Genomic DNA, 12,132 nt, shown 5'->3' on the forward strand with positions numbered 1-12,132 from the left:
GGGCGAAGCGGGCGAAGCGGGCGAAGAATTGTCCGCAGGATTCATTCACAGCTTCTGTGGGTAACTTTGTGAATTGCCGTGGGGACAACGCGGGAAAGCCTTGGCTGGCCTGGCTCTCGGCGGGATGCCTGCAAAACAGGCAAGGTGAATAAGCAGGATTGCCAACAATCATTCAGCCCACGTAAACTGCCGTGGCTATTTCAACCTGGGAGGGTGAGGATGAGAACGATGTGCGCTGTGAAAGCCTTGGCAGCCCTTGCCGCAACGGCAAGCTTTTTCGGGCAAGCCCTGGCGGCGGCGCCGGAGTTTCACGTCACAGGTGCACTCGAATCCGCACAAGGTGCCAAGCTGGTGTTGACCGATAAAAGACCGCCGCAACGCAGCCCCAAAGTCCCCACGGCACAAGGCGAGCTGGACAGGTTTGACGAAAAGAACTTCGACCAGCCACCCATTGAGGCCCTGAAACATGCCCTGGGTGAACAGCTCAACGAATCAACACTGGCAACACTCAGCGGCGGCCTGGACCTTACCGCACTGGACATCGCGATCGGCGAGAAACGCGGCCGACGCATCAACTTTGAACCCAACAACGACTCCCAAATCAACGGTCGAGTCGTCAGCACGCCGCAAGAAGCGGTGGGGCTGGCGTTCGGAAATGCCATTGCCGGCGCATTGCTGCAATCGGCCGCAGACCGCGACGGCTCCCGCCTCGTTTTTGTCAACCTGTCGCTGGACAAACAAGGTACGCCCATCTCCTGCCAGGGGGCCGGCAGCTTTTCAAGCGACGGCGTTGTCATGGGCTGGCATGCCGCGATTCGCGAAGCGGCTGCACGCTGCGCCAAATTGATGGGGTCGTCAGAACCCTTGAATGATCCCTTGCCGAATCGGGTGCGGTGAGGTTCGCCCACGGGCGAATACTTCAAAGCGGATGCTCACGACTCGGAGATCTGCCACCGCCGCCCCCTGCACCGCCAGCTTCAGGAGGAAGGGGCTTCGCTGCAGCAGCTCAAGGATGAGGTGCGGCTTGAGAAAGCGAAAGACTTGTTGCTTCGGACCTCAAAGCCTATCAAGCAGGTGGCTGAGGCTTCGGGGTTTCGGAATGAGAAGAGTTTTATTCGGGTGTTTCGAGAGTGGGCTGGAATTCCACCTGCAATATTTCGTGCTTCCACATAAAAGAGTAGCCCGCCGTCTTCAATTTCCGACCTTCTTTGTGCTTTAGTAAAGTCAAAAATTTTCCGTCATCGCGCGCAAGACTCTACAACTCGAATGGTCACAGCTACCGCGGACGCGTCCTTTTTTAGCCCCTACCTTTTATTCGAAACTGCGTGAGCACTCTTGGAATTTTTTGCTGAGAGAGGCTCGTGAAACAGAGCTCTCAGACGCGACTCCTGATCAAGTTTTTCACCGCCGCTAATTTTCAAAACTTTTTTTAGCTTCTTGTCAAAGTCCTTTACCGGCTTGGTATTCGCAAAGGCTTTGATGGAGAGATTCATCTCACACATGAGTGCGAAAGAAATCTGGATGGGCAAATTTGTCGCTGAATTGTGCTCAAGGAGATAGGTAAACCCACAGGTATCTTCCACGTCAGCAAGCGAACAAGCAGCAAAGAACAAGGCGTAAGGCCGCGCCTCATCGTCCACCGTAAGTACTTCGTCTATTTTCGCCATCGTCAACGGCAGCGCCTTTTTGAAAAAGTCGTAGCCATAACAAGCTCTGATGGCCTCTGTGAAGTACCACAGAAGTTGCATTTCCGTTATGCCCGTGAGTCCTGTAGGCACCCGACCATGCCTTATATCCAAATAGACGCGGGCAGCCTCCACCAGGATTACATCTAATGCGGCTTGCACGTGGACATAAGGCGTCTCATATCCCGCAAGCATGTAGTTACCCATGTTCAACAATCTATTGACGCGACGTGCAAGGTCTTTGGGCTCGACTTTGACAAGCGCATCTATTAAGTCGGGGCACTCCGATCTAATTCCGAGATAGAAGAAATATGTGTTCTGCCAGTAAGCTTCAAATGCTCGCTCCGTGATTTCCAAGTTGCGAGACTCATAGGCGTCCTTGGCGTACAAATACTCAGCGAAAGACCTGTGCTTAAAAAACACAGCATCAGTATCTTCAAAGACTCCAAACAAGGTGGACCGATTGATCAAGTAGTCGAACGTTTCGTTCAAAGAGATGCCGGTTTGTCGATCGGCAAGGAAGGCTTTGAACATCTGCTTTATCTCATCGCGAGACATGTAGACCAGCTGGTTGTCTATCATGTGTCGAGCCAACAATCGAGCGAGACGTTCCGAAGCCTTGTATTGCTTTTCAGTGGAAATTTCTCTACGCTCATCCCACCGCCCTAACATCAGCTCCACCGTTTTGGCATATAACTCAGTGAGGCTTGATGGAAGCTCGTATTTCTCTTGTTTAATAATATTTGCGAGCAATGATGCTGCAATTGGGTTATGCGGAAGTTGCTTGAAAAGACCTGACTTGGCCAAATCGTCCACAAGACGATTTGGAAGTTTTAGAGTGTCGAACACTTGGCGGAGGTAGGCAATTATTTTCCCGAAACTTAACGGGCGAATGCGATATCGTTTTATCCCGCCTTGCTGTGTAGCGAACTCATCCAACGCCTTCCATGGTCTGCTGGTTAATACCAAAGACCAGTGATCATGCGCCTTAACTTCACCGATAAGTGCATCCACCTTGGCCTTGCAGTATTCAGGATCCGCCAGAGCTTCATCTACGCCATCAAGGATTAATAGAAGTCTCCCATTGGAACCTATGAGGTTATCAAAGCAATCAATGCCAAGAAGATTTCTTAAGAAATCTTCAAGTGAAGATTTGGAATCAGCATAGATTTTGAAGGTCGAGTAGACCGGCAAAACCGTCGACTCCTTAAAAGTTGCTACATCGGTGAAGTGGATAGCAATCTTGCGTGCGAGATAAGACTTACCAAATCCCATTTCCGCTTCGATCACACTCACTTTATTGTTCATCACCTCGTCTCGCATATTGACGAGACGTGTCTTCATCGGTCTTTTTTTGTGAACGTAGCGATCAACCTCTAACTCCTCCACATCCAGTTCCATCTGTATGGCGCTTATGGCAGGAGTATTTGCAATCGCGGTTTGCGCGTTTATAACGCCAAGCCTCTTATCTAATTGCCCAAGATATTTTCCAACAGTGCCGTCAATCTCTTCCCAAAAATGAGGAGCGTGCTCATCAATTTGCCTTACGAGCCAATCGGACTCGAAAAAGCGAACTTTCTTAGATGAAAACTTCTCCTCAATCTTGTCCTTGGCATTCTGACTAATCGTTTTTGATGTGATTACCCAGACCTCTGGCAATCGCACAGTTTGCAGCCCACCTCGGATTTTTCTCGGATGACCACACTCGTCAATCTGACGCTCTACTTCAGAAAACGACATCAATATCTTGTCGCACTTGGCAACAACACCTATGAAATCGGTTGTTCCTAGCGCTTCGTCATGACGCTCCACAACAAAATCAGCCCCCTTTTCGAAGGGTCCGTGTGTGTATTCAACATATTTGACATTTAAGACCTGCTTCAATATGTCTTGAAGCAAGGGATGTAGCTCCTCGACCTCTTTGTCAATTTGTTCAACACGCGTTCGTTTTGAAGCCTGATCCATTCCCTTGCCCCGTTGTAGTTTATTTGGAGCATCCTAGCAGCTGGCCACCAGCTATGACAACAAGCATGGCCTTGCGCGGTCTGGTAGCCATCGCCTACTCAAGAGCTAACCAGTTGAACCAACGTCAGCCAATTCTTCACCTGCTTTTGTGGCCTAGTCCAACGAAACGCAGACGGTGTACGTGCCTCATGGTTATCTGCATAAGAGAATCCTGCGATTGGAGGATTTACAAGCAGTCGGCGGTGCTTATGTGAACTTCTCAACCAACGGTTTCAGCCACGCGCTTAAGCAGACCGAGATGGTCCAAAGCCCCCGCCAGGCTCGCCACCGTCCTATCCACGTTGTGCCACTTCTCCAGCCCAAACAGCCCCACACGGAAGGTCTTGAAGTCGGGGCCTTCGTCGCACTGCAGGGGCACACCGGCGGCGGTTTGCAAACCCTCGGCCAGAAACTTCTTGCCTGACTGGATGTCGGGGTCAGTGGTGTAGCTGACCACCACGCCCGGGGCCTTGAAGCCCTCGGCCGCCACGCTGGGCAGGCCACGGCTTTCGAACAGGGTGCGGACTTTGCTGCCCAGTTCCTCTTGTTCGGCTTTCACTTTGGCAAAGCCGTAGTCCTGGGTTTCCTTCATGGTGGCGCGCAGGCGTGTGAGGGCGTCTGTCGGTAGCGTTGCATGGTAGGCGTGGCCGCCTTTTTCGTAGGTTTCCATGATCTGCAGCCACTTCTTGAGGTCGCAGGCAAAGCTGGAGCTCATGGTGGTTTCAATGGCGGCGCGCGCGCGTTCGCTGAGCATGACCATGGCGCAGCAGGGTGAGCTGCTCCAGCCTTTTTGCGGGGCTGATATCAATACATCCACGCCGGTGGCTTTCATGTCGACCCACATGGCGCCGGAGGCAATGCAGTCGAGTACAAACAGGCCGCCCACGGCATGCACGGCGGCGGCGACAGACTGGATATAGCTGTCGGGCAGCATCATGCCGGAGGCGGTTTCTACATGCGGGGCAAAGACCAGGGCGGGCTTTTCTTTGGCGATGGCGGCGACGACGTCGGCGACCGGTGCGGGAATCCAGGGTGCCTGGGCGCCGGCGGCTGTCTTGCGGGCCTTGAGCACGGTGTGCGAGGCGGGGATGTTGCCCATCTCAAAAATCTGCGTCCAGCGGTAGCTGAACCAGCCGTTGCGGATGACCATGACATGTTTGCCGGCGGCGAATTGGCGGGCTACGGCTTCCATGCCGTAGGTGCCGCTGCCGGGCACGAGGGCGACCGAATGCGCGTGGTAGACCTCTTTGAGGATGGCGGAGATGTCGCCCATCACGCCCTGGAAGCTGCGCGACATGTGGTTGAGCGCGCGGTCGGTGTAGACGACTGAAAACTCTAACAAGCCGTCAGGGTCAACATTGGGCAGGAGTCCGGGCATGGTCGCACCTTTGTTTTTAAAAGTCGGGCTGGCAGCTTAGCACCGCGGCCCGATTCGTGACAGCCCCGGCCCGGGGAGACCGCTTCAGCGCTGGGGAAGCTGGCCTTTCAGCGCCCGGGCCGGAGCCCCGGTGCCGCGTTCAGGCCGGTTTGCCGCTGTACTGCTCAAAAAAGCCAATGGGGTGCATGTCGATGTACCAGCCGACCTGTTCGCCCAGGGTGGCGGCCGGGTGGATGGAGGCCAGGCGCACGGCTTCGTCGCGGCTGCCGGCTTCGATGATGAAAAAGCCGCCGACCAGTTCCTTGACTTCGGTGAAGGGGCCGTCGGTGACTTTGGGCTTGCCGCCGCGCGGCTGGATGCGGATGGTCTGCTCGGGCTCGCCCAGCGAAGCGCTGAGGCGCAGCTGGCCGGTGGCCTTGAGTTCCTTGTCCTTGGGCGGGCACTGGCTGACCAGGGCCTGGACCTCGGCGGGCGCCATGGCGGCGAAATCGGCGGGGTTGTAATAGGCGAGGCAGAGGTATTTCATGGTGTTTCCTTCAAAAAGTGGTTGATGACACCTCTACGACGAACGGGGCAGGCCGGAATCGACACGCCCATCCCAACTAATTTCAGCCTAACAAGGACGCCAAGTCCGCCATGTCGGTAAACACCTGCGATGCACCGCTGGCTTTGAGCGCATTGGGCGCGTCATGGCCCATTTCAGAAGGGCTGTAGCCAAACACCGTGCAGCCGGCCGCCACACCGGCGGTAACGCCGGTGACGGTGTCTTCGACCACGGCGCAGCGTTTGGGGTCCACGCCCAGGGCCGCGGCGGCCGCCAGGTAGACGTCGGGGAAGGGTTTGGAGCGCGGCAGCTCGTGGCCGCTGAAGATGCGGCCCTTGAAGAAGGGCATCAAACCGCATTTCTCCAGCTGCAGCTCGACCTTGAAACGGTCGGCGCCCGAGGCGCAGGCAATGCGGCCGTTGTAAAGCGCATGGACCTTGGCGATGGCCTCGACGGCGCCGTTAATGGCCTTGAGGTCGCGCATCAGGCCCTGGTTGCGGCGCTCGCGGAACTGGACCATCCACTCTTCGGTCACGGGGCTGCCGGTGTTGGCGGCGATCAGCGCGGCTTCGTCCTTGACGGCCTTGCCGACAAAAATGCGCATGCATTCGGCGGGGCTGAGCTTCCAGCCGCGCTCTTCCAGCATGTCGCGCAGCACGCCGTTGGTAATGGGTTCGCTGTCGACCAGCACGCCGTCACAGTCGAATAACACCGCGTCGAATTTCATGGTTCCGCTTTCATGTCCAGTTCAGGTTTTGCCGGGGCGGCGAGTGTGAACATCACCCATTCCGGCCGCATATTGAAGCGCACGGGCAGGATGCTGACGCCCAGGCCGCTGGTGATGTACATGCGATTGTCGCCGTGCTCTATCCAGCCGTAGGCCCAGTCGCGCGGACCGGCGCCGGGCACTATGGGCGCGCCAATGAAAGGCAGGCTGACCTGGCCGCCGTGGGTGTGGGCGGCGACGATGAGGCCGCGCACGAGCGGCAGCTCGAACAGGCTGGCCGGCTCGTGCATGAAGACCAGGGCGTGGGCGCCTTTGGGCACGCCGGCCATGGCGCGCACCGGGTCGGAATGGCCGGTATGGTCGTCGCCCACGCCGACCACCCACAGGGCGGTGCCGGGCAGGGGCGCGGCCTGGTTCTCCAGCACCTGGATGCCGGCGCGCTGGAAGGCGGCGGTGAATTTCGCGCCGTCGTGCCACCAATCGTGGTTGCCCATGACGGCATAAACGCCCAGCCTGGCCTTGAGCCCGCCCAGCACCTGGGCGATCTCGTCTTCGGGCGTGGCGGCAATCTCGGGCTGGTAGTCGCGGTCGGCAAGAAAGTCGCCGGGCAGCAGGATGACGTCGGGCTGGGCGGCATTGATCTCGGCCACGATGGCGCGGGCCCGCTCCAGCGTCATGACGCGCCACAGCGGGCGTTTGCTGAAATGCCAGTCGGAGGCGACGGCCACTTTGAGGCCGGGCGGGCCTTTCCAGTTGGGGACGGTTTCGCTGATGTCACGGTGGGCGACCCAGCGCGGCTCGACGATGACGGTCCAGATGCCGAGCAGCAGCATCAACAGCGCCAGCACGGCGGTGGCGCGGCGCCTCCAGGACTTCACAGGTTTTGTCACAGGCGGATATCCGGCGACTCGCCGTTCACCACATCCATCACGCCGGTGCTGTGCGGCGACAGGCCGTAGCTGCGCAGGTTTTTGCGCAGCTCAAGGGGATCGACTTCGTTCCAGGCCAGGCCGCAGTCCATGCAGGCATGTGCATGCGGGTTTTGCAAAAGCACAGGTTTGCCGATCAGCGAGCGCAGCACGCCGCGCAGGGGATAAAAGCGCCCGGCTTCAAAATTACCCCGCACCACCTTGCGGCTGCTGCAGCGCAGGCAGTACATGCCGCGCACGGTCTGGTTGAACATGTGCCCTCCCTCTCAGTGATCGGCTACTGGATGTCGCCGTCCACATAGTACCAACGGCCCTCCTCGCGGACGAAGCGGCTGCGTTCGTGCAGCCGCACGGCCGGGCTGCCCGGGCTTTTCTGGCGCGCGACAAATTCGACCTCGGCATGGGTGGCGTCAAGCCGGCGGTGGCTACGCACTTCCAGGCCCAGCCATTTGGTGCCGGGATCAAAGTCAATGGACGCCGGCCTGTGGCTGGCATGCCAGGTGGCGAGCAGGTAATCGGCACGCTCGGCCACAAAGGCGGCGTAGCGCGAGCGCATCAGCGACTCGGCGTCGGGCGCGGGTGTAGCGTCAAAGTGGTCGAGGTAGCGGCCGCAGCACTGGGCATAGGCCAGGGGCCGTTTGCCGGCCTGGCGGCCGCAGGGGCAGGCTTGGGCGGCTGTGGGCTGGGGCATTTGCGCCATCAGCCCTTTTTGGCCTTGCGCTCTTCCAGTGTCTCCGTGGGCGCGCCCTGCTTGACCCATTCGGCATAACCGCCGTCGATGTGGGCGACATTGCGCATACCCATGTCCTGCAGGGTTTTGGCGGCCAGGGCGCTTCGCCAACCCGCGCCGCAGAACAGGATGAACTCCTTGCCCTCATCGGCGAACAGGGGCTTGTGGTAGGGCGAGGCCGGGTCCACCCAGAACTCGAGCATGCCGCGCGGCGCGTGGTAGCTGCCGACGACGGTGCCGGCGCTGAGTTCACGCACGTCGCGGATGTCGACGATCTGCACATTCGGGTCCTTGAGGCGCGCCTTGACTTCGCCCACGCTGTAAGTCTTGACCTGGGCCATGGCCTCGTCGACCAGGGCGCGGAATCCTTTGGTGATGGGCATCTCTTTATCTCCTCAGGCCAGGGCGCGCTGGATGATGATTTTTTGCACGTCGGAGGTGCCTTCGTAGATCTGGCAGACCCGCACGTCGCGGTAAATGCGTTCAACGGGGAAGTCGTTCACATAGCCATAACCGCCCAGGGTCTGGATGGCCACGCTGCAGACCTGTTCGGCCATTTCGCTGGCAAACAGCTTGGCCATGGCGGCTTCCTTGAGGCAAGGCAGGCCGGCATCGCGCAGGCTGGCGGCATGCCAGATCAGCTGGCGCGCGGCTTCGATTTTGGTGGCGCATTCGGCCAGGCGAAAACCCACGGCCTGGTGGTTGAAGATGGCGGTGCCGAAGCTTTGGCGCTCTTTGGCGTAGTCGAGTGCGAACTCAAATGCGCTGCGCGCCATGCCCACGCTTTGCGCGGCGATGCCTATGCGCCCGCCTTCGAGCGCGCCCAGGGCGATCTTGTAGCCCTCGCCTTCGCTGCCGATCAGGTTTTCGGCCGGGATGCGGCAGTTGTCAAAATTGATCTGCGCGGTGTCGCTGGAATGCTGGCCCAGCTTGTCTTCCAGCCGCGCGACCACATAACCGGGTGCGCTGGTGGGCACGATAAAGGCGCTCATGCCTTTTTTGCCGGCGCCCTTGTCGGTGACGGCGATGACGATGGCGGCGTGGCCGTTCTTTCCGCTGGTGATGAACTGCTTGACGCCGTTGAGCACATACTCGTCGCCCTGCTTGACGGCCGTGGTGCGCAGCGAAGACGCATCGCTGCCGACATGCGGCTCGGTCAGGCAGAAGACGCCCAGCATTTCGCCTTGCGCGAGTTTTGCCAGCCACTGCTTTTTCTGCTGGGCATTGCCGTAACGCATCAGGATGGCATTGACGGGACAGTTGGTGACGCTGATGGCGGTGCTGGTGCCGCCGTCGCCGGCGGCGATTTCTTCAAGTACCAGGGCCAGCGTGAGGTAGTCAAGGTTGGCGCCGCCGAACTCTTCAGGCACACAAATGCCGTAGGCACCCAGCGCGGCCAGGCCTTTGTGGGCTTCGACGGGGAAGTGGTGCTCCTTGTCCCAGCGCGCGGCATGGGGCCAGAGTTCTTCTTTGGCGAACGCGCGGACAGCGTCGCGGATCATTTCCTGGTCCTGGTTGAGCAGCATGTTTTTACCTTTAGGGGCCCTTGACGGGCTTGAACCGGTTACCGTCGAGCCGGAAGCGGCGTGAGGTCACCAGCAGTTTTTCTTTGGGGGATCCACCGAGCTGGGTCGTGACCTCGACCATCTCAACGGGCTTCAATCCGTAACCTCCCAGCAACTGGAACTGCACATGCGTCTGTTCGCAGGGCTTGGCTGACGGGGAAGTCTCCCCGCAAGCGCCCAGGTTGTTGCCGAACTCGGCTTTGTGCAGGACCTGCATATTCCAGCCCTTAAAGCGGACCAGCGCATGGATGAAGTCTTCGGTACCCTGGCCTGAGCCAGAGTTCTCCAGCAAAGAGAACTCGCCATAGTGACCGGCGACATAACGCGAGCCAAGTGACTGGCTGTAGTCAAGTTCCCTGGCTTGCTTCAAGGCCGGGCGATACAAAAAAGTACCCGAAGAATAATTACGTCCGCGTTGCGGGAACCATACCGAAACAAGAAAGGCCGTCTCGGTTTTCCCGACCATGACGTCATGCATGCCCCGAATCCCCAGGGTCTCATCCTTGTTGGTGCGGTCCTTCAGGCCCCCGCGCATCGCGGTCAGGAGTTCTTGCTCATTGGGCCAGGGGGGAACAGGGTCAGGTGCGGCGAAAGCCGAAGCAGCCGAAGTAGCCGCACCGACCGCGATCAGCCCGATCGCGAATGCACGGCGCACACCCGCGGCGAAACGGTTGTCATGACCCATGGGCACCATGCTGCACCTCACCAGGATTTAAACGGCACGCCGTCGTAGTTGAGAAAAGCGCCCTTGTGTTCAGGCGTGAGCCCGGCCAGCGCGGCGCGCATGGCGGTGACACTTTGGACGGTGGTGAGCGGCGCGCCGCTGCCGCCCATGTCGGTCTGCACCCAGCCGGGCGACAGGGCGACCATGATGGCCTTGGGGTAGTCGTGCTGGGCCGAGGCGACCACCATATTGAGGGCCGCCTTGCTGGCGCGGTAGACCCAGCCGCGGCTGCTGTCGACGCCGTCCATCTTGGCCATGGCGCTGCTGATAAACGCAAAACGCCCACCGCCGCCGCGCACCGCTTCGACCAAGGGCGCGACCTGCGGAATGGCCTGCATGGCGCCCAGCACATTGGTGTGCATGGCATGGTCAAAGGCCTCGCGTGTGGGCGGGGCCAGTGCGTCGCCGTGCGGAAAGACACCGGCCACATAGAGGGCGATGTCGATTTCCTCGCCGTCGAGCAGCCAGGCCAGGCCGCTGATGCTGGTGGGCTGGGCCACATCCACGCGCAAGGCCTTGGCGCCCAGGCCCTTGAGGCGCTGCAGGCCCTCATCGTCGCGCGCGGTGGCAATGACCTGCGCGCCTTCCGCCAGGTACTGGCGGGCGAATTCAAGCCCTATGCCGCGCGATGCGCCTATGACAAGGACCTTCATCGTGGTTCAGACCAATTCAATGGCCAGCGCCGTGCCTTCACCACCGCCTATGCACAGCGTGGCGATGCCTTTTTTCAGGCCGCGCGCCTTGAGCGCGTGGATCAACGTGACGATGATGCGGGCGCCCGATGCGCCGATCGGGTGGCCCAGTGCGCAGGCGCCGCCGTTGACGTTGACGATGTCGTGGCTGATGCCGAGCTCTTTCATCGCGGCCATGGGCACGACGGCGAAAGCTTCGTTGACTTCCCAGAGGTCCACGTCCTTGACGCTCCAGCCGATTTTTTTGAGCAGCTTGTTGACGGCGCCTACCGGTGCGGTGGTGAACCACTCGGGCTGCTGTGCGAAGGTGGCATGGCCGACGATGCGGGCGATGGGCTTGGCACCCAGTTCTTTGGCCGTCGATTCGCGGGCCAGCACCAGGGCGGCTGCGCCGTCGTTAATGGAGGAGCTGGAGGCGGCGGTGATGGTGCCGTCTTTCTTGAAGGCGGGCTTGAGCGTGGGGATCTTGTCGAGCTTGACCTTGCCCGGGCCTTCGTCGATGGAGATCACCGTGTCGCCGCTGCGGCCCTTGACGGTGACGGGGGTGATCTCGGCCTTGAAGGCGCCGGACTCGGTGGCGGCCTTGGCGCGGTTGACGCTGGCGGTGGCGAAGGCGTCCTGCGCTTCGCGAGTGAAGCTGTATTTTTCGGCGCACTGCTCGCCGAAAGTGCCCATGGCGCGGCCGGGTTCGTAGGCGTCTTCCAGGCCGTCCAGCATCATGTGGTCATAGATGCGGTCGTGGCCTATACGGATGCCGCTGCGGCCCTTGAGCAGCAGGTGGGGTGCGTTGGTCATGCTTTCCATGCCGCCCGAGACCATGACGTCGCGGCTGCCGGCGACGAGCTGGTCGTGGGCCAGCATGGTGGCTTCCATGCCGGAGCCGCACATCTTGGAGAGCGTGACCGCACCCACGCTGGCGGGCAGGCCGCCCTTGAAGCCGGCCTGGCGCGCCGGGGCCTGGCCCTGGCCGGCCATCAGGCAGTTGCCGAACAGCACTTCGTCGACCTTCTCAGGCGCGATGCCGGCGCGCTCAATGGCGGCCTTGATGGCGGCGCCGCCCAGGTCGTGGGCCGAGAGGCTGCTGAAGTCGCCCTGGAAGCCGCCCATGGGGGTGCGGGCCGCGCCGAGGATAACGATGGAGTCAGACATGAGGG

Annotated in this window: 13 protein-coding genes and 1 pseudogene; 2 read left to right on the forward strand and 12 right to left on the reverse strand. The window is 60.0% G+C overall.

What is annotated here, in order from left to right; genetic code table 11:
- The first annotated feature begins 219 nt into the window (after positions 1 to 219).
- Positions 220 to 897, forward strand: coding sequence for a hypothetical protein (locus BLQ85_RS20510; protein WP_139201075.1), 678 nt, complete (start codon positions 220 to 222; stop codon positions 895 to 897).
- Between the two features lie 60 nt (positions 898 to 957).
- Positions 958 to 1,173 (forward strand): annotated as a pseudogene (locus BLQ85_RS20515) (helix-turn-helix transcriptional regulator); the annotation flags it as partial.
- Between the two features lie 131 nt (positions 1,174 to 1,304).
- Here BLQ85_RS20515 and BLQ85_RS20520 read toward each other — a convergent pair.
- The 12 genes from BLQ85_RS20520 to BLQ85_RS20575 all read right to left on the reverse strand — a co-directional run bounded on the left by BLQ85_RS20520 (position 1,305) and on the right by BLQ85_RS20575 (position 12,127).
- Positions 1,305 to 3,650, reverse strand: a complete 2,346-nt coding sequence (locus BLQ85_RS20520) for an NACHT domain-containing protein (protein WP_074579812.1) — start codon at positions 3,648 to 3,650, stop codon at positions 1,305 to 1,307.
- A 259-nt stretch (positions 3,651 to 3,909) separates the two neighbouring features.
- Positions 3,910 to 5,067, reverse strand: coding sequence for an aminotransferase class V-fold PLP-dependent enzyme (locus BLQ85_RS20525; RefSeq protein WP_074579814.1), 1,158 nt, complete (start codon positions 5,065 to 5,067; stop codon positions 3,910 to 3,912).
- Between the two features lie 139 nt (positions 5,068 to 5,206).
- The gene (locus BLQ85_RS20530; protein ID WP_074579816.1) at positions 5,207 to 5,593 is read right to left on the reverse strand and encodes a YciI family protein; all 387 of its coding nucleotides are present in this window, start codon (positions 5,591 to 5,593) and stop codon (positions 5,207 to 5,209) included.
- 82 nt (positions 5,594 to 5,675) lie between these two features.
- Entirely contained in the window at positions 5,676 to 6,338 is a 663-nt protein-coding gene (locus tag BLQ85_RS20535) for an HAD family hydrolase (RefSeq protein ID WP_074579818.1), read from the reverse strand.
- Positions 6,335 to 7,228, reverse strand: coding sequence for a metallophosphoesterase (locus tag BLQ85_RS20540; RefSeq protein WP_254806494.1), 894 nt, complete (start codon positions 7,226 to 7,228; stop codon positions 6,335 to 6,337). Before BLQ85_RS20540 ends, BLQ85_RS20535 begins: the two co-directional genes overlap by 4 nt.
- Entirely contained in the window at positions 7,225 to 7,521 is a 297-nt protein-coding gene (locus tag BLQ85_RS20545; protein WP_074579819.1) for a hypothetical protein, read from the reverse strand. The genes BLQ85_RS20540 and BLQ85_RS20545 overlap by 4 nt, the downstream gene beginning before the upstream one ends.
- Before the next feature lie 23 nt (positions 7,522 to 7,544).
- A complete protein-coding gene (locus tag BLQ85_RS20550; protein WP_074579820.1) occupies positions 7,545 to 7,967 on the reverse strand; it encodes a YchJ family protein in 423 nt (140 codons plus the stop codon).
- Positions 7,967 to 8,380, reverse strand: coding sequence for a rhodanese-like domain-containing protein (locus BLQ85_RS20555; RefSeq protein WP_074579822.1), 414 nt, complete (start codon positions 8,378 to 8,380; stop codon positions 7,967 to 7,969). The genes BLQ85_RS20550 and BLQ85_RS20555 overlap by 1 nt, the downstream gene beginning before the upstream one ends.
- Before the next feature lie 12 nt (positions 8,381 to 8,392).
- On the reverse strand, positions 8,393 to 9,523 hold the full coding sequence (locus BLQ85_RS20560) for an acyl-CoA dehydrogenase family protein (RefSeq protein ID WP_074579823.1): 1,131 nt from the start codon (positions 9,521 to 9,523) through the stop codon (positions 8,393 to 8,395).
- A 10-nt stretch (positions 9,524 to 9,533) separates the two neighbouring features.
- Positions 9,534 to 10,247 carry a hypothetical protein gene (locus BLQ85_RS20565; RefSeq protein ID WP_139201076.1) on the reverse strand — a complete coding sequence of 238 codons (714 nt, stop codon included), beginning with the start codon at positions 10,245 to 10,247 and terminating at the stop codon, positions 9,534 to 9,536.
- A gap of 17 nt (positions 10,248 to 10,264) precedes the next feature.
- Complete coding sequence (locus BLQ85_RS20570; protein ID WP_074579827.1) at positions 10,265 to 10,939, reverse strand: SDR family oxidoreductase; 675 nt, start codon at positions 10,937 to 10,939, stop codon at positions 10,265 to 10,267.
- Between the two features lie 6 nt (positions 10,940 to 10,945).
- The gene (locus BLQ85_RS20575) at positions 10,946 to 12,127 is read right to left on the reverse strand and encodes an acetyl-CoA C-acyltransferase (protein WP_074579829.1); all 1,182 of its coding nucleotides are present in this window, start codon (positions 12,125 to 12,127) and stop codon (positions 10,946 to 10,948) included.
- Positions 12,128 to 12,132 lie beyond the last annotated feature (5 nt).

The sequence above is a fragment of the Polaromonas sp. JS666 genome (assembly GCF_900103405.1).
Lineage (GTDB): Bacteria > Pseudomonadota > Gammaproteobacteria > Burkholderiales > Burkholderiaceae_C > Polaromonas.

Coding starts and splice junctions, on each gene's coding strand:
- BLQ85_RS20570 (WP_074579827.1), bottom strand. CDS start 10,939: ATGAAGGTCCTTGTCATAGGCGCATCGCGCGGCATAGGGCTTGAATTC.
- BLQ85_RS20545 (WP_074579819.1), bottom strand. CDS start 7,521: ATGTTCAACCAGACCGTGCGCGGCATGTACTGCCTGCGCTGCAGCAGC.
- BLQ85_RS20510 (WP_139201075.1), top strand. CDS start 220: ATGAGAACGATGTGCGCTGTGAAAGCCTTGGCAGCCCTTGCCGCAACG.
- BLQ85_RS20555 (WP_074579822.1), bottom strand. CDS start 8,380: ATGCCCATCACCAAAGGATTCCGCGCCCTGGTCGACGAGGCCATGGCC.
- BLQ85_RS20520 (WP_074579812.1), bottom strand. CDS start 3,650: ATGGATCAGGCTTCAAAACGAACGCGTGTTGAACAAATTGACAAAGAG.
- BLQ85_RS20575 (WP_074579829.1), bottom strand. CDS start 12,127: ATGTCTGACTCCATCGTTATCCTCGGCGCGGCCCGCACCCCCATGGGC.
- BLQ85_RS20550 (WP_074579820.1), bottom strand. CDS start 7,967: ATGGCGCAAATGCCCCAGCCCACAGCCGCCCAAGCCTGCCCCTGCGGC.
- BLQ85_RS20535 (WP_074579818.1), bottom strand. CDS start 6,338: ATGAAATTCGACGCGGTGTTATTCGACTGTGACGGCGTGCTGGTCGAC.
- BLQ85_RS20525 (WP_074579814.1), bottom strand. CDS start 5,067: ATGCCCGGACTCCTGCCCAATGTTGACCCTGACGGCTTGTTAGAGTTT.
- BLQ85_RS20565 (WP_139201076.1), bottom strand. CDS start 10,247: ATGGGTCATGACAACCGTTTCGCCGCGGGTGTGCGCCGTGCATTCGCG.
- BLQ85_RS20530 (WP_074579816.1), bottom strand. CDS start 5,593: ATGAAATACCTCTGCCTCGCCTATTACAACCCCGCCGATTTCGCCGCC.
- BLQ85_RS20560 (WP_074579823.1), bottom strand. CDS start 9,523: ATGCTGCTCAACCAGGACCAGGAAATGATCCGCGACGCTGTCCGCGCG.